Source organism: Ralstonia sp. 22111 (genome assembly GCF_052045895.1).
GTDB classification, from domain to species: domain Bacteria; phylum Pseudomonadota; class Gammaproteobacteria; order Burkholderiales; family Burkholderiaceae; genus Ralstonia; species Ralstonia wenshanensis.
Genome location: NZ_JBQEPR010000005.1, coordinates 1 through 21818 on the forward strand (window position 1 = coordinate 1; position 21818 = coordinate 21818).

Here is a 21818-nt window from a genome sequence, read left to right on the forward strand (position 1 = left end):
GCTTGCTGTCGTGTGTCGAAGGTGCGGTAGATGGGCTTGTGTCCGCGCTTGCGGACTTCGGCGCGCCAGTAGGCGCCGCGTTGGCTGATGTATGCCATTCCGGAGACTCCATGCGAAAGGTTGATGTTTCGCTTGGCCCGGTTCTCCGTTCCGGCAGAATTCCGGCAAAGGGCACGGTTTCGGCACTGCGCCCCTCGCTAGGGACGAAAAAAAAGCACCGACGATTGCTCGCAAGTGCTTGATTTTCTTACCCTTGGGGAGGGTGGTGGGGCGTGAGTGACTCGAACACTCGACCTACGGATTAAGAGTCCACCCCAATTTATAGGTGCGTCAATCACTTAGGTATAAAGACCGTTCCGCAAAACATCCGGACGAGGTGCCCGCAGACCCGCATTCCACCGTATGGCGAGCCCGTTTTGCGGAACGGTTTACCGGGTAGGTTTCACCTTGTCGCCGCGGCGCTGCCGCACGTAGTGCTCGGTCATGGCGAGAGATGAGTGGCCGAGCTGGATCTGCGCCTGGCGAATGTCCCCCGACATGTCGGTTTTGTCCGTGCCAGCCTTTGCGCGCAGGTCGCGAAACTGGAACGCATCCTTGTCGATGCCGGCAGCCTCGCGTGCCTTGTCGAAGCGCGAGCGCAGAGCGTCGCGGCCCAGCCGCTGCCCCGACTCGTTGACCACCAGCGCAGTGCTCACGACCTTGTAGCCCTTCTTACGCGCGCGGATGCGCTCGACCACGACGGCCAGCTCGCCCACCACGGCAATGCGCAGCTTCTTCTTCGTCTTGCCCTGCTGGATCTCCAGCTCGTTGGTGCCGTTGATGTGGCGCTCGTCGAAGCGCAGGGTGTCGGCCGGGCGCTGACCGGTCAGGTAGGCCAAGTCCATTGCGTCGCGCAGCGGCTGATCGGCAGCCTTGTACACGGCGGCGAACACGTCATCTTCGACGTACACATCGCGACCTTCCTCGGCGTTGCGCTTCACGCCCGCGCACGGGTTCGGCGCCTTTGTGAGGCCAGAGTCGCGGGCATAGTTGAACACGTGCGAGAACAGCGCGACCTCCCGGTTTGCACGCACATGGCCGGCGTCGTGCGGTGCCGTTCGGCCTTTCTCCTCGTACCACTTACGCGCTTTCTCGGCGCGCCAGCGGAAATAGGCCCGAACGTGCGTCGGTTCGATCTCGTCGAGCGGCGCGCCCGCGAAGAACTCGCGCAGGTTGTCGAGTTCCTTCACGTTGTCGCTGCGCGTGCGCGGTGATTTGGTGGGCAGCACGTCGCCAACATAGCGGGTCGCCGCCTGGTCGAATGTCACAATCGGGCCGGCGGGAGCCTTGGCCTGCTCCAGCTCGGACCACTTTCGCACGGCCTCGACGTAATCGGTACCCAGCGAGAGTTCCTTGCGTGGCTTGCCGCCCAGGTCGTAGAAATAGTAGGTCTTCGCGCCGCGATGGCGCGCACGCATGCCGGCAGGCAAGTTGGTGTTGCGCGTCGGTTTCCTGCCCATGATGTCAGCCTACGAGCGAAAGGGTGGGGGGCTGCCACTTCTTCTTCGGTTCGGCGGCCGCGACCTCGGCGGTTCGGCGCCCCTCGATCGCGGCGCGCGCGACGATTGGCCGCCCGCGCGCATTTTCCCAGAACGGGATGCCAGCCGCGCGCAGCCAATCGATCTGCAGTTGTTCGCGCTTGCGGTTGTTCTTGCCGGTCTTCACGCCGGTCAGCTCTTCGATTTCTTGAGGGGAGAGGAAGGTGTCGCTCATTTCAGGCCCCAGTCTCGTTTCGTCGTTTCGATGATGCGTTGTGCTGCTTCTTTCATACCTTCTTGAACTCCACCACCCACACCCAGGGGTTCGAGGCCCATGAGCCGTTGCCGTTGATGGTGTCCCACAGATGCTGATAGCCAAAGCGGAAGCTTCCCGCGTTGGATGCGCCCGGGAATAGAACCTCGCGTCCGCTGACTTCATCCACGCACACGGCGCCCTCCGCGCGAGCGTCTTCATCGCTGCAGTCGTTCAGCCGTTCGACGCGCACGCCGGTGACTTCCAAGGTGATGCGGCTCGCCCAACGCGGCATATGCAGCGATGGAACGGTGCGCCCCTTCAGAGCCGCTTGTGGCATGTACCAATCGTCGGGAATATCGCCGCCGCTGAAGTGTTTTCCTTCACCGCCTGCAACGTAATCAACCCACACGTTGTCGCAGTCGCATCCCATGTCGTAGCACGTATGCACGATTCGTGGCGACCATGTTTCGCGAACCCACAGGCGGTCACTGGGCTTGCCATAGGGGCAGCGAATCGGTGACGCGAGGGTCGCACTACCCACGTATAAGTCCTGACCCTCATCGTCAGTGGCCAGCGTATGACGCGACGCAAAACCGGGGTGCATTGGTTGCGGCTTGAGGATTCGTCGCGTCTGCGTCTTCCGGCCATCGAGAATGGCGCGCACCATGGCGCCGCTGAACAGGATCGGACGTTCTTTTGCGCTCACGGTGCCACCCCCAGTTCAGCCTTTGCCTGCTGCCACGCCGCATTTACCGCTGCCATCCGCTCAAGCGAGCCGCCGCGGTCCGGGTGGTGCTCGGCAGCTTGTCGGCGGAACGCCGCGCGCACGGTGTCGATGTCGCGCTCACCAGCGGCCACGCCCAGCACCTCGCGCCAAGTCTTCTCGGCGCCCGGCGCGGCCAGCGCAGCGAAGCCGGTGAAAGCCGCCTCCAGCATGTCTCCAGTGCCCCAGCGCGCGATGCCGCGCAGCGCCTCGATCGTCTTGGCGATGGCCTGCATGTTGTGCTCGATCTTGCGCCAGCGGTCGCAGGCGAACGACATCTGGCGCTTCTTGTAGACGAAGTAGACGGCCACGCCCACGTCATCCGGCTGGCGCTGGTTGGCGAGCGGCAGGCCGTCGCGGCGCAACGCCACGTTCGTGCTCACGACGATCTGCGGATCGGCAGCGAACCGGCCGCCGCACAGCAGCGTCACCTCGCGCACGATGTTGTCGCGCGCACGGGCGAACGTCACATCGAACTTCGCTGCTTCGCGGTTGTAGGCGAGGGTGCGCGGCCGGCCGGCGGGCCACTGCAGTGGGTATGCGTCAAACATTGCTCTCTCCGGTGGCTGCGGCTTCGAACACATCGTTGATGGCGCGTTTGACTTTCGGCAGGCAGTCATCGCACAGATCGAACGAACGACTTGCATCAGCCACGGCCATACCCTGAAAGTCGAGCCCGTTCTCTTTGATCTTGATGCCACCATCGAGACGACTGTTTTTTCCGGTCATCTCGACGCCGCAGCAATCGCAGGTCGTGATCGTGCGCGCCGGTATCGTCTTAGTTGTCATGCGGCCCCCAGAATCTGTTCGACCGACAGCGCCACCGCGACCGGCCGCACCCAGACAGGCGTCGCGGAAAGCTGGAAGGTTTCGCCGGATTCCGCCAGCAGCAGGGTGGTGCCCATTACTCCGCCAATTGCCTTCCCTGCGAGCTTTGGCACTGCGTTGCCGATGCGCTCGCGCCACGCTTGATCGCTCAGGCCGTCCAACTCCAGGTACTCCTCGGGCTCGATCAGCGACTGCAGTGCAGCCAGCTCAAGCGTGGTGAACGGACGGTGCCACGTGCCGTCAAGCGCGCGGATGATCGCCACCAGCTTGTCATTTGGTGCCGGCATGCGCGGATCGGCGACCGACCATCGGCCGTTGTCGTGCCCAGCCGCCGCCGATACAGCGCCGCTCGGTTGATCCCAACCTACAACGCCGTAGTGGCCGCCGGTCAGGTAATTGTCGCCGCGCTCGCGGCGCATGCCGGGGCGCGGGTCTGCCACTGCAAGTGCGCCACTGCCAAAGCGAGCACCTGTCACCGTCGCAGCAGGCTCATCGAAGGGCGTGACCTTCAACTTGCTGGCGTGAGCCGATTCAGGCCAACCGGTACGCGGATCCGCCACCGCGAAAGCGCCCTGGCCAGTCGTGCTGCCAGCGATGATCGTTCCCGTGGCATCGCCCCAGGGCGTCACAGCGTATTTGCCGAACGTTGGGCCGTCACGGCGCGGATCGGCCACGCATTGACCGGTACCGTGCGCACTGGTGACGGCGCCCGCGGCCTGCGTCCAAGGGACGATCCGATATTCGTTGCTGTGCTTCTCAGGCCCCATGTGGCGTGGATCGGCCACGCTGAACGTGCCTTGGCCCGGCGACTTCACGCCGATGATCGCGCCTGAGGGCTCCTGCCAATTGAGCACGCCGTACTGCTGGTATTGGGCGGCGTTCGCGGGGCCACGCGGATCGGCAATCGAGAACGTGCCGTTCGTGGGGCCGCTACGGCCGGCAATGGTGCCGCTGGGCTCGCCCCAATGACCGACACCCAGCACGCCGTTGTGCATTTCCGGCACGATCAGATAGTCGCGCAGGTGGCCGTTCTCGATCGCGAGCTTGTTCAAGCTGCGCCAGTCGCTTCCGGCCTCGACGAAGGCCAACCGTACCCACGTCTTCCACTGCAGCGAGGGCACGCGGTGCATCGGGCCGCCGGCCAGGTCGCCCGGCAGCGGCATGCGGCCGAGCACGGTGCCTACGCCCTGCAGGCGCTTGACGGGCGGCTCGTACAGAAACGCCGGCACCTTCGCTGTGTGTCGCGCGACGAGCAGGAAGCGCTTTCGGCTCTGGGCAAGGCCGCCGATCTCGCCGCAATCGTGCGTCGTCTCGTTCACTGCGTAACCATAGTGGCGCAGAATCTGTCCGATTTGGTCCAGCAGGTGGCGCCCGCGCGTAGCTAAACGCGGCACGTTTTCGAACACGATCAGCTCGACCGGATCATCCTTCCATGCCTCGCACATCAGCCACACGCAGCGCAGCGTCAGTTCGTTGAGCGCCTGGTACTTCGGCGTGCGGCTCAGCGTTTCCGAAAGTAGACCCGAAGCGCCCTTGCACGGCGACGAGATGAAGACGCAGTGCGGATGCTGGTAACTAGCAGCTCGGCGGACGTCTTCGGCAGTCGCTTCGCGCCATTCCTTCGGCGGTTCGGCGCCGTGAAACGCGGTGTACTGCTGGCGTGTGAAGAGGTCCATCAGCGTGCAAGGAACGCCCACCAGCTTTGCGAAGTCACGCACGGCGGCTGGGTCGTTGTCGATGCCGCCGATGCAGGTCCAGGTCGCCGTCATGTTGCCGACCTGTGAGACAGCTTCCTGAAAGCCTTTGGCGCCGCCGCCCAGGCCACTGCACATGGTGAAGACGTTGTAGTTGCGGCGGATCATGCTGCACCGCCCTTGCCGTTGATCGGCGGAAGCGGGCGGGTTACGCCGGCGCAGGGAGGCGTTTCTGTGATGAAAGCGACCGGCCTCTGTGAAATCGCGGCAGCTCGATCAAGGTAAGCGTGTTGGCTCTTCTCGCGCGCGCCGCGCGGCGAGTCGTTCTTGCCCTTCGTCTTCAGCTCAGCGACGCCATTGGTCGCCACGTCGGCCGGGCGCCATTGGTGGCCGCACGAATGGCACATATGCGAGCGGTGCGGCGGGTTGCTCCAGGTCACCACCTCGGTCTCGGTGAGCGTGTCCAGGCCCGAGCGCGACAGCGCGGTACCGGTCTCGACGGCATCGACGTGCTGCATGCCGCAGTTCGGGCACAGCAGCACCATGTCGACGGGCTTCGTGGCCGCCGCCAGCGCGGTGAGCTGCTCGTCGACCCAATCGGTCATGGTGGCGCCCGGCGGGCAGCCGTGCCGTGCCAGCACCGCCTCGATGTCTTTCAGTGCCATCCGCATGGCGTCGTACAGCGCGCGGGATACGGTTTCGTTTTGCATGTGTTCCTCTCAGATCCAGGCGGCCTCTGGCGCGCGGTGCGGGCGCCAATCGCACATCCATTCCTCGTGCGCCGCGGCAATGTCGGCTTTCATCTCGGCTTCTTCCGGGTCGGCGCGCAGCGCTTCGACTGCCGGGTCTTCCGGCCCGTACACCCACACGTCGATGAATCGGTTCTTGATCGCGCGCGGCTTGCCCAGATGCACCTCCTGGCGGTCGCGCATCTTGTGGATGTGCACGAGGCACGTTTGCGGCGACAGCCCGGTCCATGCAGCCAGCTCGCGCGTGGTGCATCCCTTGGCTTTGGCAGCCATCAGCGCAGTGCACACCTTGTGCGCGTTGCGCTCGCCGCGCCGCTTGCCGCCGTTGACGATGTTCTGCAGGTTGAGGTGGGCCATGGCCGTGCTCGATGGAAAGAAAAAGGGGCGGCGCCGACGGGGGAGTGCGCCGCCCAAAGGGGGGGATCGTTACGTTGGATGAAGATCGTGCTTGTGTTCACGTGCATGCTCTGCTCTGGACAGGCACTCCAGGTTTCCCGGCGCATCGTTCATGGAATCCTTATCTTTGTGATGGACTACGCAGCCCTTCGGCACCGGGCCGTTAAGCGATTCCCATACAAGAACCGCCCGCAAACGCCACACGTTGGGTTCGGCGACTTTCCGATACACGCGAGAAGCGCCAGACCCTTTGTCTCTCCTGATCGTTTCCGATCCAACTGGAAGGCGGTTGTGGGTGGTGCGGCCCTTCTTGAACTCGGACTTCGGGCTCAAGTGGATGCCCTTCATGCCTTTGTTCCAAGAACCGATTTCGCGCTGAAGGCAGCCGCAAGACCTGCAATCGCCGTTGAGTAACGAATAGGCTCTGACGGTTTTGGAATTCCCGCAGTCACACGCGCAAACACACCATGTGCGGCGAGGGCGGCTTACCTTCTCGACCACGGTCAGTTTCCCGAATCGTTGGCCGACTTCGAGTTTCGATCTGGGCATTCCCACAACGCTCTCCAGAATCCGGCTACGCAGTGATCTTGGTGTGGTCCTGCGCCAAATCAGAATTGGCAAAGGGATCGTCGCTGCCGCCTTTCTTCTCGGCCGCCGTCTTCTTGCTGGCGCTCTTGCCGTCGGCCGGCTTGAGTTCCTGTTGCCGTTCTTCCGGCGCGATCAGGCTGATCTCGATTTCGGTCTGTGCCATGTGGTCGATGCGGCCCTGCACGTCGGCGCCCGGCTTCGAGTAGGCGTTGAAGACGACGGTGACGGTGCCGCCCGGTTGCAGGTTCACTGCGAAGTCGGACAGTTCCACCTCGGCCAGGCGGATCTCCGACGCCTCGCTGGCGCCGCAGTGGTAGATCAGTTTGTAGCCGGCCAGCTCTTTCGCGAGCTTCAGCGGCATGTTGACCAGCGGCAGCTTGCGCTGCGTGAGGTCGACGTCCTGTCGCGGCAGCGACATCTCTTCCTGCCCCTTGTCATTGGTCTGCGTCTTGCCGTTGTCCTTCTCGTAGAAGGCTTTGCGCAGGCCAGGCTCCAGCACATCGAGCACCATGTTGCTGGTCTGATACTCGAATTTCACGCTGCATGCGTGCTCGCGTTTGTCGCCCTTGAACTCGGCGACGTTGGTGACGCTGCGGACTTTGACCAGTTGCCGGTCGATCTCGAACATGTTCATGGTGGTGCTCCGTGGGGGTGGGGTATCAGTAGGGCGTGTCGTCGTCTTCGAGCAGCTCGGGCTGCGTCGCGGGCATTCCGCCGATCGACGGCAGATCCTGCAGAGAGCGACGCAGCTCGTACGTGTTGATCGGCTGCACGCGCAGTTGACGCGCGGCCATGCATGCGGTGGCCTCGTCGACGAAGCTGATGCCGTAGATGGCACCGTTGCCGAAGAGCTTCGTGAAGGCCTGCGTGGCCGGGTTGCTGCCGGCTGCATCGCAGGCAGGCACGTCAATGCGCACGAAGGCACAACCGCCGATGGTCTGCTCGGTCACACGGCCGGCGATGCGCTGGTGGCCGAACAGCTCGACGATGGCCCACTGGTCGAATTTCTCTGCGGTGAGGGTGGTCATTGCGGGTTCCTGTTCTTGGGGAGACGGGCGTCGATGTCGCGGATGCGCGCGACGACGCGCTCGGGCACGGCGATCACTTCAACGTCGTTCTCGATCGTGCGCACGGCTGGCCGCAGCAGCTCACGGTCAATGGGTGGCAGCGTTTCGAGGTGCGGAGCGATCCGCGCGAGCGCTTGGCGGATGGCGCAATCGGCGGTCATGCAGCACCCCGCGCACGCAGCATTGCGTCAGCGCGCATCACGCGCCAGGCAGCGCGGAAGTCGGCCTCGAACTGGAGCACCGCCAGCCAGCCGTCGACGGGGCCGCTCGGGCAGGGGCGGCCGACGAGCAGCGCCTTTACCGAGTCCGCGTAGTCGCACCCTTCATCGCCCTGATTCTCGTCGCCGATGTGGGCGATGAAGTAGTCGCGGAGAGACATTCCAGGGGAGTTCGCAATAGATCGCTGCGATCCATCTCGACGCTGTTCGACGACCATTTCGCCGCTCGGAAACGCCGAGCCGCCGTCTGAAGCCACGTCAGTGCACTCACGGTAAAAGCGGTTTTCGGACTGGTCCATTACGCGGCCCTCGCAGCGAGAACGGCGTCTTCGAACACGCGCACGCCGTCCAGCGGGCAGTTCTTCTTGAGAGCCAGCGCGATCTTGTTGATCGCCGGCATGTTGGCGTCGAGCAGATCGACGTACTCGGGGTGCGCGGCCACGAAGCGCACGAGCGCAAGCTTGTCGGTCACCTCGGCTTTCCACACCATGCGGGTCGACACGCCTTTCGTCTGCGGGATGGAAGCGACGACCGGCGCGGTGATGAGCGTGGCGGTCTGCTGCAGCGTGGCGGCCTCGGCAGCGCCTTGCTCGACGCGGCTCTCGGCCTCGGCGTTCAGGCGCGCTGCGGCTTCCACATCGCCCGCCGCGGCAGCGGCCTGCGCCTTGCGCTGGATCTCCTGCGCCTCGGCCTCTGCGGCGGCGGCAGCGGCGGCGGCCTCGGCTTCCATGCGTGCGCGTTCCTGGCGGGCCAGCTCTTCAGCCTTGGCCTGTTCCTCGATCCGCTTGCGCTCTTGCTCGCGGTCATAGGTCGTGATGGCCTGCTTGAGCAGCACCTCGGCCTGGTCGAGATAGTTGGTCGGCGCACGGAACAGATCCATCACCGCTTTCTTCGCGGCGTCGATGGGCTGCGTAATGCCCTTACGCGTTTCCTCGACGGCCTTCTGCAAGCCCTTGATCTTCGTCAGCTCACGCGCGGCCAGATCGCGCACCTGCGGGCTGTCGATCGTGTACGCCTGGGCCATTTCCAGCGCGGACGTGGCCTGTTTAAATAGCGCCTGCTCAGGCTGCGGCACTTGCAGGTTCACCAGCGGTTTCGTATCCATGTTTTTCCTTCCAGTTGCGGGTGGTCAACAGCGACAGGAACACAGGCCAGTCGCTCTTATCGGTGTAGGGTTGGAGGCGGTAGGTGCCGTCGGCGCGCAGGCCCAGCGCATAGCGGTCCTCGACGTGCGTGCCGTTCTTCTCGAACAGTTCCTGGTAGGCGGCGAGCTGCAGCCCGATCACCGGGCCGAGATAGAGCATCTTCTTGATGTCGATCACGGCGCGGCGGCGGTTGATGAGCCCAGAGCGGTCGGGCGTGCCGGCGAAGCGCAGGGCGGGGTGGTAGAGCCGCTTTTCGATCGTCTCGGGCACGAAGCCGGTCTCAGCGCGGAACTTGATCCACGCGGTGAGATACGGCCGCAGCTCATCGGCGAGGTCGTCCATGTCCAGGTCGTCCAGATCGTAGAGTTCCGTCATGCGGTGTACGGCCGAGCCGAGCTGCCGTGCGCGTTCGAGCACGGTGCGCGGCACCTGGGAATAGTCGACCAACGGCGCGAGGATCTGCGTCACGCTGGGCACGCGCTGTGCGCCCACCGTGTACACGTGCCCGACAGGATCGAATTGCAGTTCAGTCATCATTTCCTTCGACGCGAAAACTGGGTTGCCAGAGGTGTAGTAAGAGCCCGCTCAACACTCCATCCGAGATACAGACGGCGCTGGAGCGTCAGCCGGTCAATCCCGATGGCATCGGCCCATGCGGAGACACACTTGCTTTCACCGCGAAAGTTCAACACCCGGTTGCTCCGCCGATTTCTTGCCTGCTCAGCCGGTGTAGCCCATCGGCAGTTGGTCGGCTCGTAGTTGCCATCTGTGTTCGGATACCGGTCGATCGAGTGCCTTCGTGAAGGGCGTTCACCCATGTCGGCGAGGAAGTTCTCGAACAGATTCCATCGCTCGCAAACACTGATGCCTCGACCGCCGTAGTCCGAATAGCTCCGGCTCCCCGGGTTGCCGCAACGATCGCGCATGGATCGCCACGATTTCCATGTGGGCGAATTGCTTTGCCCATGGCGTTCGTTGGGATGGCTCATGCTGGGCACTCAGTCCAGGCCACCACGTCGTTGTAGTTCGCCGTGGTCACGCCGTCGTAGCCGAAGCCGAAGTGCTTGCGCATGTCGGCCTCGCCCAGCGCTGCCTGCTCCATCTTGGTCTTGAGGATGCGGATGACGCTCTCGCTGGCCGGCGTACCGGCGGCCTGCTCGAAATCATCATCGGAGCCGGGTTCGCGCGCGGCAGGTGCCGGGGCCGGCGCGGGGGCACGGCGCGGCGTGCGCACGGCAGCCGGGGCGGGCGTCGGTACGGGCTGAGCTTCGCCAGTCGTCGGCAGTTCTTGCTGCAGCGTGTTGGGCTGCGATGCCTCGATCGCGGCTGCGGCGCGCTCGCTTTTCGATTGCGGCTGCGGCACTTCGACTGCGGCCGGAGCGCGGCCGCTCCCTTCTTCCACGCCGCCGAAGGAAACGGTGCCGTCGGGGCGCACGTCGATGATGTCGTGCAACTCCTCCTGTGTCGGCAGGCCCATGGAGATCTCGGGCGCTGCCGTGTTGATCATCCAGCCGGCGCTGCGATACATGAGCATGAGCTGCGGGATGGTCTTCCACTTCGAGCTGGTCTTGTTGTACCAGCCTTCTTCCTTCGCCATCTTGATGGTGATGTCCGGCCCGACGATGCGCTCGCCGCTGCTCAGCTCAACTGACGATGCGCGGCAGCCCCACTCATCGGTATTGGGCTGGCCGAAGAACTCGTACTTCACAGCCGTGAAGCGCCCGCAGTGGTTGAAGGTGGCGATCAGGAACTTCGCCGACCAGCCGGGCCGGCCGTGCACGATGTACAGGTTCTGCATCACCATCAGCGCGTCAGCCTTGAGCCGCTCGGCCAGGTTCAGCGCGATCATGCAGTTGGCCATGTTGCCCTGGAACTGCTGCGGCACTAGCGTCGACGAGGCGAACGCCTTTGCAACGCGCTGGAGCAGCTCGAAGCCTTCGAGGTCGAAGAAGCCGGCGCGCACGGGCACATTGGCCGTAGCGCTGGCAGGAACTGGGAGAGTGGTAGCGGTCATGCGATTTCTCTGGGAGTGGCGGTTGCGGGATTACTCGGCGTGCGCCACCGGTGCGGGCATCTTCTCGACGCACACGTACGGGAAGCGCTCTTTGTTCGGCTTGATGAAGCGGCCGAAGTGGGAGCCGAACGACTCGGCGTTGCGGAAGGCGTCCCAGTTCTCCGGCGTGAAGTCGAAGTAGTGGTAGAGCGACGTGGGCGCGCCGGTCTTGCGATCCTTGAAGCGGATGGCGCAGGTCTGGCTGGCCGAGTCGTAGCCGATCGAGTGGATCTGCGACGACTCGACTTCATCCATGGCGATAACGGGTGCGGCGGTGGTGGTCATGCTGGTGCTCCGGTGGTGGGCAGGGGGAATTCAGGCGCCGGGGCCGGCGGCGAAAGCGACGACGAGGTACAACGTCACGCCGACACCGATGCCCACGCAGATGGCGCCGAGCCAGTTGAGCGTGCGGTCCGACAGGTGTTTTCCGTGCTCGACGTTCAGCTCGGCATACGGGCCGAAGGCCTCGTTCAGCGAGCGCGCGACGCGGTAGTCGCGGGTGCGGTAGTGGTTGGTCAGCATCACAGAACCCCTTGCTTAATCAGTGCGCTGACCACTTCGGCGGCCACGACGCATACGACTGAGCCCAGCATCACAACCAGCAAAAGCACGTTGTTGAGTTTGCGGCGCGCGTATTCCATGAGACGGTTTTCGCGATCGGCCTGGCGGGCGGCGGCTTCGTTGTCGGTGAGGTGCATGTCAGGCTCCTACTGCGCCAGCGCCTTGACCATCGGCGCGAGCACGTTGGCGTTCATCTGTGCGATCTGCGCGTAGAGCGCGGGCGACGGATGCGTGCAGTCGGGCAGCAGCTTCTGCCAGTCAGGCATGGCCAGAATTGCGGAGTAGTGCGGCACCAGCGGAACGTTTTGATCCTTGGCGACAGCGCGCAGCTTGGCGACGTAATCCGGAAGCGGTGCGCGCACGGCTTCGCAGGAAGGGTTCGGTTCATAGAGCACGACCGTCTTGCCGGCGCCGCGGGCGATCTGCACCAGCATCGTCACCAGTTGGGCGTAGCGGTCAACGCTGACCCCGTTTGGCTGATAGGCGTCGTTCATGCCGACGTTGATCGTCACGATGCGGGCCTTGGAATCGGCCATCGCCTTTGCCCACGGCAGGTTGTAGAAGCTGTCCGATGTCCAGCCACCGTGCCCCTGATTGCTCACCACCGCGGTGTCGCCCAACAGCGTTTGCAGCACGGCCGGCTCGCTTGTGGACAGGCCGCCGCCGTACGTGGTGGAGTCGCCGTATTCCTCGATCAGGACCGGCGCGGGCTTGGTTGCTGGCGCAGGCGCGGCAGTCGTTGCAGTGCTGTCTGCGCCGCTGTCACCGCCGCCGCCGCAACCTTGCAGTGACAGAGCCATCAGGGCGAGCGCAGCGCCCGCGATCAGATTCTTTTTCATCGTCTACCTCGGTTTTTTTGTTGGTCAGTACCGGCCGCGCTGCGAGCGCTGGTCGTCGTGGTGCTCCATGGGATCGGCGAGAAGCTCGCCGGCCAGCTTGTTTACGAGGGCGATAAAGCCCCAGACCAAGGCGAGAGTGGTCAGCAGGCCGATAGCTGCGTAGACGTAGATCACGCGGCCTCCTCGATGGCGATCTGCGCTTGCTCGTGCAGGTCTTGCCATTGCTTGTCGTTCAGCGAATTGATGAGGCTGATCTGCGTGCCGGCGATGGCCGCATCGTCGAGGTCGACGACGATCCCAGTGCGCAGGCGGTGCGACGTGCCATAGAGGTCGACGCGCACGGCGCCGAAATAGGCGTTGCAGAGGAACGTGGCGTTGGCCGCAACCAGCGGTTGGCCGTCGTGGAGGGCCGTCGTGGACTGCGCCGTCGCCTTGGCGGCAGCCTTCGCGCGGATGCGGAAGATCAGCGCCGCGCCGATAAGGTGTCGGTGGTTTCGCGTCTGTGTGGTCTTCATCGCCTGCGCTCCGTCATACGAATGTGTATGAGCGGAATTATACGAACGCGCATTGCGATGTCAATACGATTTCGTATGATTTAGGCGAAAAAAAAGCCGGGGCATGCCCGGCATCGGTTTGCTTGCTGCTCGGCGCTTCTATCCGCCTTGGCGGTAGACGAACTCGCCGACGATCTTCAGCAGCTCGGCGTGAGAGGGGTGAATGGCCTCATCGGGGTATTGGCGCTTGTCGGCATTCCGACTCTCAAGGATCCACGAGCCGTCGATACTGCGACGCAGTTGCTTGATGCGTAGGCCCTCAGGGTGCTCGATCAGGAAGATGCGCCCGCTGCGCGGTTCAGTCTTCGAGCGGTCGAAGATCACGATATCACCGTCGACTATGAAGTCGGCCATGCTATCGCCATCGGCATAGATGGCCACCGCGTTGCTCGGCTTCAGGTGGTACTTCTTGAAAAAGCTGGCCTCTTTGATGAGGTTTCCCGACGGGTGATCTTCCCAGTTCATTCTGCCGCCGCCGCACGATCCCTTCGCATCCCAGTAAGGGATCTCGCCGGTGGGCTCGTCGGTATCGTCCGCTGAAACGAGGTTGCGCATCTTCGGCACGCGCTGGAACACCAGCATCGATTGAGGCAACCCCTCCTTTGTGAAGTCGTGCTCGCGCAACGCCGCCACTGTCACACCGAAGAAGTCGGCCAGCGGCTGGAGGCTGGATGTGCGCGGGTCGCGGCTCTCGCCGCTCTGAATGCGAAAGATGGTCGGTTGCGGCACGGGCGTGCCAAGGCGCGCCAGTTCAACCGCAAGCGAATTCGCATTGAGGTTCTTCCTCTCCATTAGCCACGTCAGATTCGCGGCAACCCTTGATTCTTCGACCTTCGACATGCCCGGCAATATGCGCGTGCGCATGTTGCCTTGCAATGGTTTATCCGATTCCGCATTGACGATCATACGATTTCGTATAGAATTTGGTGCGTTACATACGGAGCAAGACCATGCAGACACCCCGACAGCTCATTCAGGCAGCCATCGATGCCGGCATGACGCAAGCCGAGATCGCATCCGCTGCGCGCGTGACGCAAGCCACGATCAGCCGAATCCTGAGCGGTGATCACACCGATCCGCGATCCAGCACCGTTGAAAAGTTGCGCGCGCTGAAGATCAAGAAACCGCGCCGTGCCAAGGCCGCGCCGGCACCCGTCATCGCTGAACCCGCTCCCGCAGAGCAGGTGGCCGCATGAACACCCGCACTTATCACCACACCACCGGCACAACGCCCAAATGCGCGTTGAGCCCCTTCGGCGTTAGCACCGGTCCCTCTCCCCACGACAGCCGAGCCGGGTGAAACAGGTCATCCGGTCCGCTGGACCGGAACAGCTCGACCAGGTTCGAGCGCAGGAACCCGAGGTAGTGGAGATACAGCACATGCATGAACAGCGTCTCGCGATCGCCGCCGGCCAGCTCGCCGAGCACCTTGTCGGGCTCGGGAAGCGGGTAGGGGAAGTGCACCGCCAGCGCCGCGAGGATCTGCATCAGCAGCTCGTGCTCAACCTGGTAACTGCCGCTGCGCGTCTTCGTCGTCATTGCTTTTTCGCTGCTCCGTTGATGGGTCGAATTTTGACCGCACTCCATTGATAACTGGCGAGAACGAAAGATAAAAGGTGTTATCCGTGGCTATCAAATCCCGATCCCAAACCGAAAACCAGCTCGTGCTCGACTTCGAGCCCGGCTTGACCGAGCGCTACAGCAGCGCGCGCGATGTGGTGGCCACCGGCGTCTATCGACGCGGCCTCAAGCGCGTGGCCGGCGATCTGGATCAGGCGCCCGGCAATCTCAGCGTGCAGCTTTCGGACGACCCGACGCGCCATTTCTCGCTGGATTCCTTCGAGCGCTATCTCGAAACGAGCGGCGACATGACGCCGCTGTACTACCTTTGCGAGAAGTTCCTGGGCGACAGCCGCAACGGCAAACAGGCCGCGCTGGAGCAGATCCAGGCGTTGGGCCCCGAGCTGCTCGCGCTGCTGAAGAAGGCCGGGGTGGGGGTATGACGCGCTGGACTACCACCGAGCTGGCGACGCTCGTGCGCGAGTATCCGCAGGCCAAGCGCCTCGACGCGCTCGGCAGGCTGATCCCGCGGCACACGCTCGCCGGCATTTATGCGAAGGCGCGCCGTTGTGGTCTGGCGCTGCTGCGGGGGAAGAAGGCATGAGCGACTTCCCCTGGACCGAAAAAACGATCGGCCGCGCGCTCGCGCAGAAGACGTTCAACCGCAAATATCTCGTCGTCGTGCCGAACTGCACGTGGACCGGTTACGAGGCCGACCTGCTCGCGGTTACCGAGAACCTCCGCTTGATCGATGTCGAAATCAAGATCAGCCGTTCCGACCTGAAGGCCGACGCCGCCAAAGACAAATGGGTCAAGCGCACGTTCGCGGGATACGGCCCTGAGCAGCGTGTGGAACGCAACGGCACGCTGCACAGCGTCCATCGCCCTGCGGTGTGGGATGAGCTTCGCCTGACATGGCCGCGGAGAATCTGGAAGCACTACTACGCATTGCCCGCCGCCATCTGGATGGATTCCTTGTTTGACAACCTGGGCAGCCCCGCATCGGGCGTCCTGTTGCTAAGCCAGGGCGAGCGAGGCCTGGAGGTCAAAGTGGCCCGGCCAGCAAAGCCCAACAGGGATGCGAAGCCAATCTCGCCGGCCGCCGCTGTGGATCTCGCGCGGCTGGCGAGCCTGCGTATGTGGGAATCCTACGCGCAGCTCGATGCGATGCAGGAGGTCGCCCATGCGTGATTACGCGAAGGTCGCCCCGAAGTTCTGGACCGGTCAAACCGGCAAGGACATCCGCAAAGGGGGTTCGGAGGGGGTCATCGTCGCCCTCTATCTGATGAGTTCGCCGCACTCGAACATGCTCGGCCTGTTCTACCAGCCGCTGCTCTACATGGCCCACGAAACGGGCCTGGGCATCGAAGGGTCTAGGAAGGGGCTTCAGGTGTGTATCGACGAGGGCTTTTGCGCCTTCGACGAGAAGTCGGAAATGGTGTGGGTCTACGAGATGGCTTCCTACCAGATCGCCAATGAATTAAAGGATTCGGACCTCCGTTGCAAGGGCATCCAGAAGGAATACGACGCCCTGCCTGTGTGCCCGTTTCTCGGCCCGTTCTTTGACCGCTATCAGGCTGCGTTCCACCTCAAAAAACGCCGGTCTTCTGATACCCCTTTCATAGCCCCTTCAAAGCCCCATCGAAGCCAAGAACAGGAACAGGAGCAGGAACAAGAGCAGAAACAGGAGCAAACACACTTGTCGCTCACGTCCGACGAGCAAGCGCCTCCTGCATCGAAAGCCGACGACGAGATCGAGCAGATCTTCGCGTACTGGCAGAAGACCATGGATTCGCCGAAGTCGCGCCTCGACGACAAGCGCCGCAAGGCCATCAAAGGCGCCATCGCCATGGGTTACTCGCCTCGCGATCTCTGCCGGGCCATTCGCGGTTGCAGCCTGACGCCGCACAACATGGGCGAGAACGACCGCGGCCAGCGCTACAACGGCATCGCGCTGATCCTGCGCAGCGCAGACCAGATCGACCGCTTCATCGCCAACGACGTTGCACCGCCGCGCGCCAACGGCCACGCGAACGGCGTAGCGGCCCACAACGATGCGCTCGTCGCCGCCTACCTAGCACGAGGCACCTCGCAAGCCCCTTCCGACCCCCTTACCGTCGACATGGAGCACTGACATGCACCCGTCAGACCAATCCGAGTTCGTGAAGCTGCTCAACCTCTGCTACTCGACGCTGCTGCGCCCGCTGCCGACGTTCGAGGCGATCGACCTCTGGCAGACGATCCTCGCGCCGTATTCGATCGAGCAGGTACGCGCGGCGCTGTCGGCGCACATGCGCGAGAGCAAATTCCCGCCGGTGCCCGCCGACGTGGTGTCGCGCATGCCAAAGCCGTCGAATGGCCGCCCCGAGGTCGACGAAGCCTGGGCAATCGCCATTCGCGCCGCCGACGAGAGCGAAACCGTCGTGTGGACGACCGAGATCGCCGAGGCGTGGGCAGTCGCCCAGCCCGTGTTTCACGGTGACGAAATCGGGGCCCGCATGGCGTTCAAGGCCGCATATGCCCGGATTACCGAGCGGAATCGCGGCTTGAACACGGCGCCGCAATGGGTCGTTTCGCAGGGGCACGACAGCGCGCGTCGCAAGGAAGTTCTCGCACAAGCGGTGCGAGAAGGGCGGTTGCAGCTTGAGCATGCAAAGGCTGCTGTTCCTTTGCTGGCAGGGCCTGGCGGCGAAAAGGACGAGCCCACGCCCGATGCGAAAGCGGTTGAGAACTTGGCGCGCATCCGGGAGATGCTGAAGGCGGGGAGTACCGCCGTCGATCGTCTCCAGGCCGAAAGGGAGCGCCGCGCACGTGAGACGGCGCAGCGCTTCGTGGAGATGAAACGCGACATCGACCAGCGCGTCGCCGCGTATCAGGGGCGAGCATGAGCCTGCTCATCGTCCCCATCGCGCTCGACGAGGCCAACGCATTCGTGGCTGCCCACCATCGCCACCACGCGCCGGTGGTAGGCCACAAGTTCAGCATTGCTGTCGCGGATGACAGCGTGCGCTGGGCAGGCGACGACAGGCCGGTGATCGTGGGCGTGGCGATCGTTGGTCGCCCTGTTGCACGCGGCAACGACGATGGGATGACCCTCGAAGTCAACCGCTGCTGCACCGATGGCACTCGCAACGCATGCAGCGCGCTCTACGGCGCCGCGTGGCGTGCCGCCAAGGCGATGGGGTACTTGCGCCTCATCACCTACACGCTGGAAGCCGAAGGTGGCGCGAGCTTGCGCGGTGCCGGCTGGCGTCTTGTCGGCCTGCGTGGTGGCGGCAACTGGAACACACCAGCTCGGCCTCGCGTCGACACTGCGCAGCTGCTGCGCGGGCAAAAGCTGCTTTGGGAGGCCGTATGAGCGACTCCGACGCTTCCTGGGGCATGTGCGAGGCCTACGGCTGCAAGCTGCTCGGCACCATCGGGCACGGCGGCAAGTGGTTCTGCTTCTGCCACGCCGGCAGCGAAGGCCGGCGCGATGCGATCACGGCCGCGCTCGCCAAGCACGAATTCCTCGTCAACGCCACGCTCGACATCCGCCGCTACTACGGCACGCCCGACTGGCAGACCGTCTATCGCGGCGTGCACAAGCTGCTCACCGACAACGGCCGGCCCGATCTGCTGTTCACGCAGGCCGACAACGGCGTGCGCCGCTGGCTGGCGCGCCTGGAATCCGCGCTCGTCACCCTGACGCGCGAAGCCGGCAAACAGCAACCCCTCACCCCCACTGGAACCGTCACGGGCCCGACCAGCGCGCCTGTGCACTTTGCGGAGACCGACGCATGACTGCGCACCTTGCCCCGGCCGCTTGGCCCTTCCCCCGCGATCGAGCTGCGGACAGCAAAGCGCAGGTTTCTGCGTCTTCCTGTCCGGACACCAAGAGCGGCATTCCGCCGTTCCCCTTCGCCGCTGAGTGCGATGCCTGGAAGCGCAAGCAGGCGGAAAAGGCGACCTTGCGCAAAAACGCAAACTCGCATGTTGAGCCCGCAGAACTGGGTACGCCCGAGGCTGCAAAGCCAGCACTGACGCCGGTCAACATCAACATCCTGGCGCTCGACCTGGCCACGCAATCGGGCTGGGCGGTGATGACGCGCGATGGCACTTTCCGCAGCGGCTCGGTGCGCTTCGACTCGAACCGCCTGGGCGGCAAAGGGCATCGCTGGCTGGCCTTCCGCAAGTGGCTGATGGACACCGCGAACGAGTGCGGCGGCATCCAGGCCGTGTACTACGAGGAGGTGAAACAGCCCTTCGCCTCGAACCTTGCGGCGCGTGCGTACTGCGGCTTCCTGGCGATCCTCGAAGCCTGGGCGGCGATCAACAACATCCCGATGCACGGCGTGGGCGTGGGCACCGTGAAGAAGGCGTGGACCGGCAGAGGCAACGCGTCGAAGTCCGAGATGGTTGCGGCGGCGCGTCAGCGCGGCATCAAGGTCGTCGACGACAACGAGGCCGACGCCGTGGCGATCTTGTCGCTGGCGCTGCAGCAGGAGGCCTGACATGGCACGCGTCTACAACATCACGGTCAGCTACCACTTCGCCTGGTGGTGGAAGCCGTATGTGCTGCTGCTCAAGGCGTTCGTCATGACGACGGGACGCCCCATCAGCACCACGCACATCGAGAAAGCTGTGCATCTCGCCATACGCACCGAGATCGCCACCACGCCCGCCGAGGAGGCCTGACCATGCGCCAAGAAATCCACATCTGGGGCACGTACCGCCTCTTCTTTTTCCACGACATCCGCATCTCTTGGTGGGTCGCGCCGTATCTCAAAGCCGTGCGCTTTGTCGCGCTGGTCACCGCCATGGACCCTGACATTCGCAAGGTGACGCGCCGGGTTATGCGCGGAGTCAGAGCGAAGACGATCAACCGCCGGCCGAACCACTGAGCACCAGCCCTTTCCACACCAACAGGAGAACCCTGCCATGAGCAAGAAACACCACCAGCGCAGCCGCACCAACAAGCTGGCACGTCGCAGCCGTATCAACGGCGGCCAATTCCTCGTGACCGCTGCCACGCGCCGCGCCATGCGGTCGAAGTACATGCCGCACGACGGTGGTGGCGGCTACGTCTCGGGCCGCCGCTGATCGATCACCGCCACACCACCGAAAGAACGGTAAAGGAAACGGAAATGAGCAACGTAGCAACGCGATTCTCGGCTGACCGCCAACCCGCCCGCCGCCGCGGCAAAGAGATGCGCACCAAGATCCTGGAGGCCATCAAGGAAGAGACGAAGCTCAACGAGAAGGGCTTCTACAAAGCCGTCGCCAAGAAGGCGCTCTCGGAAGGCGACACGATGATGATGAAGGAGCTGCTCACCCGCGTGGCGCCGGCCGCCAAGCCCGTCGCGCCCGCCGTGCAGTTCGACTTTCCGGAAAACGGCACGCCTGTCGAGCAGGTCGACGCCGTGCTGCGTGCCGTCGCCGCCGGCAAGGTGTCGCCCGACGTGGGCCAGCAGCTCGTCGCGATGATTCGCGGCAAGCTCGACGTGCTGGAGATCAGCGAACTGGCCGACCGCCTGGCCGCCATCGAGGCACAGCTCGCTGAGGGCAAATGAGCCGACGCCGGATCTCGCGGGGGGCGATCACCCGGGTCGAACGCTACTTCAAGGGCATCGCCACCAAGGCAGAGCCGGCGGTGTTCGGCATCTGCAACATGCAGCGCGAGATCATCAAGCGCGTTGACATCGATGGGAATGAGACGGACGCCGAGCCGACCGTGCTCATTCCCGCCAAGCTGGAACGCCTCATCTACCCCAAGCGGCTGAAGATCGTCTACGGCGGCCGGGGCTCCGCCAAGACGCGCACCGTTGTCTCCATCCTGACCGCCCAGGCATCGGCGCGCCGTGAGCGCGTCCTGTGCCTTCGCGAGATCCAGGCATCCATCGAAGAATCCAGCCTGGCCGAGCTGTCGGAAGAGATCGAGCGCCGCGACCTGTCCGACTCGTTTGTGGTCGGCCGCAAGACGATCCGGGTGCCGGCCACGCGCAGCAGCTTTTCGTTTCGCGGCCTGCTGCGCAACGTCAACGGCATCAAGGGCTTCGCCAAGGCCACCCGGGCATGGGTCGAAGAGGGCGAGACCGTTTCCCGCGAGTCGTGGCAGGTGCTGATGCCGACCATCCGCGAGCCGGGGTCCGAGATCATCGTCACCTTCAACCCGAACAAGGCCACCGACCCGACGTGGGTCGACCTGATCGGGCCATACGAGCATCTGCTGGACGCCGACGGTTGTTACGAGGATGACGACGTGCTCATCATCCGCGCCAACTACACCGACAACCCGTGGTTCACCGACGAATTGGAGTTGGAGCGCGCCAAGATGGAGCGCACCGATAAAGACCGTTACAACTGGATTTGGCTCGGCAAGTTCAATAAACGTTCGGACGAACTCATCTTTTCGGGTAAATGGCGAGTCGAGGAATTTGAAACGCCGGCCAATGCGCGTTTCTTCTTTGGCGCAGACTGGGGCTTTGCAAAAGACCCGACAACCCTCAATCGGTCATTCGTCAAACGCAATACGCTTTATGTCGACTACGAGGCCCATGGCGAGCAGGTGGACCTCGACGAAATCTGGAAGCTGTTCGCCGGGAAGGAGGGAATGCGCGACGAGCAGCGATCGAAGTGGCGCATGACCGATGAGCTGAAATACACCGGCATACCAGGCGCCCGCCGCTGGAAGATCAAGGCCGACTGTGCGCGGCCCGAGACGATCAGCCTTGTCGCAAAGCAGGGTTTCAACATCGAGGCCGCGAAGAAGTGGGGCGGCTCTGTAGAGGATGGAATTACGTTTTTGCGCGGTTTTGACGCGATTATTATCCATCCACGGTGCGTTAAAACCATTGAAGAGTTTGAGCGCTATTCATACAAGGTCGATAAAACAACAGGTGAGGTTCTGCCTATAATCGTCGACGCATGGAATCACCACATCGACGGTATCCGCTATTCAATGGACGGCTATATCCGTGGACGTGGTACTGGCCTGAATATTTCGGAAGACGCTTTGCGTGCCGTAATGGGGTCTTAAATTCCATTTTCC

39 protein-coding genes are annotated in these 21818 nt (G+C 63.6%); 14 read left to right on the forward strand and 25 right to left on the reverse strand.

From position 1 onward, the window contains the following. Nucleotides 1-428: 428 nt before the first annotated feature. From ACTJK4_RS13925 to ACTJK4_RS14040, 24 genes are all read right to left on the reverse strand, one after another. Nucleotides 429-1499: a tyrosine-type recombinase/integrase gene (locus ACTJK4_RS13925; protein ID WP_440818163.1), complete on the reverse strand. Its 1071-nt coding sequence runs from the start codon at nucleotides 1497-1499 to the stop codon at nucleotides 429-431. Nucleotides 1500-1503: 4 nt separating this feature from the next. Beyond that, a complete protein-coding gene (locus ACTJK4_RS13930; RefSeq protein WP_440818164.1) occupies nucleotides 1504-1752 on the reverse strand; it encodes a DUF4224 domain-containing protein in 249 nt (82 codons plus the stop codon). Nucleotides 1753-1804: 52 nt separating this feature from the next. Further along, nucleotides 1805-2440, reverse strand: coding sequence for a hypothetical protein (locus ACTJK4_RS13935; RefSeq protein WP_440818349.1), 636 nt, complete (start codon nucleotides 2438-2440; stop codon nucleotides 1805-1807). A 35-nt stretch (nucleotides 2441-2475) separates the two neighbouring features. Beyond that, nucleotides 2476-3087 (reverse strand): J domain-containing protein, encoded by a 612-nt coding sequence (locus tag ACTJK4_RS13940; protein WP_440818165.1) that lies wholly within the window; start codon nucleotides 3085-3087, stop codon nucleotides 2476-2478. After that, a complete protein-coding gene (locus ACTJK4_RS13945) occupies nucleotides 3080-3325 on the reverse strand; it encodes a hypothetical protein (protein WP_440818166.1) in 246 nt (81 codons plus the stop codon). The genes ACTJK4_RS13940 and ACTJK4_RS13945 overlap by 8 nt, the downstream gene beginning before the upstream one ends. Continuing rightward, nucleotides 3322-5226 (reverse strand): DNA cytosine methyltransferase, encoded by a 1905-nt coding sequence (locus ACTJK4_RS13950; RefSeq protein WP_440818167.1) that lies wholly within the window; start codon nucleotides 5224-5226, stop codon nucleotides 3322-3324. The genes ACTJK4_RS13945 and ACTJK4_RS13950 overlap by 4 nt, the downstream gene beginning before the upstream one ends. Continuing rightward, complete coding sequence (locus tag ACTJK4_RS13955; RefSeq protein ID WP_440818168.1) at nucleotides 5223-5768, reverse strand: hypothetical protein; 546 nt, start codon at nucleotides 5766-5768, stop codon at nucleotides 5223-5225. The genes ACTJK4_RS13950 and ACTJK4_RS13955 overlap by 4 nt, the downstream gene beginning before the upstream one ends. 9 nt (nucleotides 5769-5777) lie before the next feature. Beyond that, a complete protein-coding gene (locus tag ACTJK4_RS13960; protein WP_440818169.1) occupies nucleotides 5778-6164 on the reverse strand; it encodes a hypothetical protein in 387 nt (128 codons plus the stop codon). Between the two features lie 69 nt (nucleotides 6165-6233). Next, nucleotides 6234-6551, reverse strand: coding sequence for an HNH endonuclease signature motif containing protein (locus ACTJK4_RS13965; protein WP_440818170.1), 318 nt, complete (start codon nucleotides 6549-6551; stop codon nucleotides 6234-6236). Nucleotides 6552-6777: 226 nt separating this feature from the next. Beyond that, nucleotides 6778-7425: a hypothetical protein gene (locus ACTJK4_RS13970; RefSeq protein ID WP_440818171.1), complete on the reverse strand. Its 648-nt coding sequence runs from the start codon at nucleotides 7423-7425 to the stop codon at nucleotides 6778-6780. A 25-nt stretch (nucleotides 7426-7450) separates the two neighbouring features. Beyond that, complete coding sequence (locus ACTJK4_RS13975; RefSeq protein WP_440818172.1) at nucleotides 7451-7819, reverse strand: hypothetical protein; 369 nt, start codon at nucleotides 7817-7819, stop codon at nucleotides 7451-7453. Continuing rightward, nucleotides 7816-8019, reverse strand: a complete 204-nt coding sequence (locus tag ACTJK4_RS13980) for a hypothetical protein (protein ID WP_440818173.1) — start codon at nucleotides 8017-8019, stop codon at nucleotides 7816-7818. Before ACTJK4_RS13980 ends, ACTJK4_RS13975 begins: the two co-directional genes overlap by 4 nt. Beyond that, the gene (locus tag ACTJK4_RS13985; RefSeq protein WP_440818174.1) at nucleotides 8016-8237 is read right to left on the reverse strand and encodes a hypothetical protein; all 222 of its coding nucleotides are present in this window, start codon (nucleotides 8235-8237) and stop codon (nucleotides 8016-8018) included. Before ACTJK4_RS13985 ends, ACTJK4_RS13980 begins: the two co-directional genes overlap by 4 nt. A 137-nt stretch (nucleotides 8238-8374) precedes the next feature. Beyond that, nucleotides 8375-9181, reverse strand: a complete 807-nt coding sequence (locus ACTJK4_RS13990; protein ID WP_440818175.1) for a hypothetical protein — start codon at nucleotides 9179-9181, stop codon at nucleotides 8375-8377. After that, nucleotides 9138-9755 carry a hypothetical protein gene (locus ACTJK4_RS13995; RefSeq protein WP_440818176.1) on the reverse strand — a complete coding sequence of 206 codons (618 nt, stop codon included), beginning with the start codon at nucleotides 9753-9755 and terminating at the stop codon, nucleotides 9138-9140. The genes ACTJK4_RS13990 and ACTJK4_RS13995 overlap by 44 nt, the downstream gene beginning before the upstream one ends. Continuing rightward, on the reverse strand, nucleotides 9755-10210 hold the full coding sequence (locus tag ACTJK4_RS14000; protein WP_440818177.1) for a hypothetical protein: 456 nt from the start codon (nucleotides 10208-10210) through the stop codon (nucleotides 9755-9757). Before ACTJK4_RS14000 ends, ACTJK4_RS13995 begins: the two co-directional genes overlap by 1 nt. Beyond that, a complete protein-coding gene (locus ACTJK4_RS14005) occupies nucleotides 10207-11235 on the reverse strand; it encodes a hypothetical protein (protein WP_440818178.1) in 1029 nt (342 codons plus the stop codon). The genes ACTJK4_RS14000 and ACTJK4_RS14005 overlap by 4 nt, the downstream gene beginning before the upstream one ends. Nucleotides 11236-11265: 30 nt before the next feature. Then, nucleotides 11266-11559, reverse strand: coding sequence for a KTSC domain-containing protein (locus ACTJK4_RS14010; protein ID WP_440818179.1), 294 nt, complete (start codon nucleotides 11557-11559; stop codon nucleotides 11266-11268). Between the two features lie 30 nt (nucleotides 11560-11589). After that, entirely contained in the window at nucleotides 11590-11796 is a 207-nt protein-coding gene (locus ACTJK4_RS14015; protein WP_440818180.1) for a hypothetical protein, read from the reverse strand. Next, nucleotides 11796-11972, reverse strand: a complete 177-nt coding sequence (locus ACTJK4_RS14020) for a hypothetical protein (protein WP_440818181.1) — start codon at nucleotides 11970-11972, stop codon at nucleotides 11796-11798. The genes ACTJK4_RS14015 and ACTJK4_RS14020 overlap by 1 nt, the downstream gene beginning before the upstream one ends. A 9-nt stretch (nucleotides 11973-11981) precedes the next feature. After that, on the reverse strand, nucleotides 11982-12674 hold the full coding sequence (locus ACTJK4_RS14025) for an SGNH/GDSL hydrolase family protein (RefSeq protein WP_440818182.1): 693 nt from the start codon (nucleotides 12672-12674) through the stop codon (nucleotides 11982-11984). 24 nt (nucleotides 12675-12698) lie between these two features. Further along, entirely contained in the window at nucleotides 12699-12848 is a 150-nt protein-coding gene (locus ACTJK4_RS14030; RefSeq protein WP_440818183.1) for a hypothetical protein, read from the reverse strand. Continuing rightward, nucleotides 12845-13189, reverse strand: a complete 345-nt coding sequence (locus tag ACTJK4_RS14035) for a hypothetical protein (RefSeq protein ID WP_440818184.1) — start codon at nucleotides 13187-13189, stop codon at nucleotides 12845-12847. The genes ACTJK4_RS14030 and ACTJK4_RS14035 overlap by 4 nt, the downstream gene beginning before the upstream one ends. Nucleotides 13190-13327: 138 nt before the next feature. Beyond that, a complete protein-coding gene (locus ACTJK4_RS14040; protein ID WP_440818185.1) occupies nucleotides 13328-14134 on the reverse strand; it encodes an XRE family transcriptional regulator in 807 nt (268 codons plus the stop codon). Nucleotides 14135-14178: 44 nt separating this feature from the next. On the opposite strand from ACTJK4_RS14040, the gene ACTJK4_RS14045 reads away from it, so the two are divergent. After that, the gene (locus tag ACTJK4_RS14045) at nucleotides 14179-14424 is read left to right on the forward strand and encodes a helix-turn-helix domain-containing protein (RefSeq protein ID WP_440818186.1); all 246 of its coding nucleotides are present in this window, start codon (nucleotides 14179-14181) and stop codon (nucleotides 14422-14424) included. A gap of 13 nt (nucleotides 14425-14437) precedes the next feature. Here the strand turns inward: ACTJK4_RS14045 and ACTJK4_RS14050 are convergent, their stop codons facing one another. Beyond that, nucleotides 14438-14767: a hypothetical protein gene (locus tag ACTJK4_RS14050; RefSeq protein ID WP_410843479.1), complete on the reverse strand. Its 330-nt coding sequence runs from the start codon at nucleotides 14765-14767 to the stop codon at nucleotides 14438-14440. An 86-nt stretch (nucleotides 14768-14853) separates the two neighbouring features. On the opposite strand from ACTJK4_RS14050, the gene ACTJK4_RS14055 reads away from it, so the two are divergent. The 13 genes from ACTJK4_RS14055 to ACTJK4_RS14115 are packed head-to-tail and all read left to right on the forward strand — an operon-like array spanning nucleotide 14854 to nucleotide 21806. Continuing rightward, nucleotides 14854-15231 carry a hypothetical protein gene (locus tag ACTJK4_RS14055; protein ID WP_440818187.1) on the forward strand — a complete coding sequence of 126 codons (378 nt, stop codon included), beginning with the start codon at nucleotides 14854-14856 and terminating at the stop codon, nucleotides 15229-15231. Beyond that, the gene (locus tag ACTJK4_RS14060; RefSeq protein WP_440818188.1) at nucleotides 15228-15392 is read left to right on the forward strand and encodes a hypothetical protein; all 165 of its coding nucleotides are present in this window, start codon (nucleotides 15228-15230) and stop codon (nucleotides 15390-15392) included. Before ACTJK4_RS14055 ends, ACTJK4_RS14060 begins: the two co-directional genes overlap by 4 nt. Beyond that, complete coding sequence (locus tag ACTJK4_RS14065) at nucleotides 15389-15979, forward strand: hypothetical protein (protein ID WP_440818189.1); 591 nt, start codon at nucleotides 15389-15391, stop codon at nucleotides 15977-15979. The genes ACTJK4_RS14060 and ACTJK4_RS14065 overlap by 4 nt, the downstream gene beginning before the upstream one ends. Then, complete coding sequence (locus tag ACTJK4_RS14070; protein ID WP_440818190.1) at nucleotides 15972-16922, forward strand: hypothetical protein; 951 nt, start codon at nucleotides 15972-15974, stop codon at nucleotides 16920-16922. Before ACTJK4_RS14065 ends, ACTJK4_RS14070 begins: the two co-directional genes overlap by 8 nt. A gap of 28 nt (nucleotides 16923-16950) precedes the next feature. Further along, nucleotides 16951-17676 (forward strand): hypothetical protein, encoded by a 726-nt coding sequence (locus ACTJK4_RS14075; RefSeq protein ID WP_440818191.1) that lies wholly within the window; start codon nucleotides 16951-16953, stop codon nucleotides 17674-17676. Further along, nucleotides 17673-18146 (forward strand): XF1762 family protein, encoded by a 474-nt coding sequence (locus ACTJK4_RS14080; protein ID WP_440818192.1) that lies wholly within the window; start codon nucleotides 17673-17675, stop codon nucleotides 18144-18146. Before ACTJK4_RS14075 ends, ACTJK4_RS14080 begins: the two co-directional genes overlap by 4 nt. Continuing rightward, nucleotides 18143-18571: a hypothetical protein gene (locus ACTJK4_RS14085; protein ID WP_410817612.1), complete on the forward strand. Its 429-nt coding sequence runs from the start codon at nucleotides 18143-18145 to the stop codon at nucleotides 18569-18571. Before ACTJK4_RS14080 ends, ACTJK4_RS14085 begins: the two co-directional genes overlap by 4 nt. Beyond that, nucleotides 18568-19281, forward strand: coding sequence for a hypothetical protein (locus tag ACTJK4_RS14090; protein WP_440818193.1), 714 nt, complete (start codon nucleotides 18568-18570; stop codon nucleotides 19279-19281). Before ACTJK4_RS14085 ends, ACTJK4_RS14090 begins: the two co-directional genes overlap by 4 nt. A gap of 1 nt (nucleotide 19282) precedes the next feature. Beyond that, nucleotides 19283-19465 (forward strand): hypothetical protein, encoded by a 183-nt coding sequence (locus ACTJK4_RS14095; protein WP_440818194.1) that lies wholly within the window; start codon nucleotides 19283-19285, stop codon nucleotides 19463-19465. Nucleotides 19466-19467: 2 nt separating this feature from the next. Beyond that, nucleotides 19468-19671, forward strand: a complete 204-nt coding sequence (locus tag ACTJK4_RS14100; protein WP_440818195.1) for a hypothetical protein — start codon at nucleotides 19468-19470, stop codon at nucleotides 19669-19671. A 37-nt stretch (nucleotides 19672-19708) separates the two neighbouring features. Then, complete coding sequence (locus tag ACTJK4_RS14105; protein WP_440818196.1) at nucleotides 19709-19870, forward strand: hypothetical protein; 162 nt, start codon at nucleotides 19709-19711, stop codon at nucleotides 19868-19870. A gap of 44 nt (nucleotides 19871-19914) precedes the next feature. Continuing rightward, the gene (locus tag ACTJK4_RS14110) at nucleotides 19915-20340 is read left to right on the forward strand and encodes a hypothetical protein (RefSeq protein ID WP_440818197.1); all 426 of its coding nucleotides are present in this window, start codon (nucleotides 19915-19917) and stop codon (nucleotides 20338-20340) included. Beyond that, nucleotides 20337-21806, forward strand: coding sequence for a PBSX family phage terminase large subunit (locus ACTJK4_RS14115; RefSeq protein ID WP_440818198.1), 1470 nt, complete (start codon nucleotides 20337-20339; stop codon nucleotides 21804-21806). Before ACTJK4_RS14110 ends, ACTJK4_RS14115 begins: the two co-directional genes overlap by 4 nt. Nucleotides 21807-21818 lie beyond the last annotated feature (12 nt).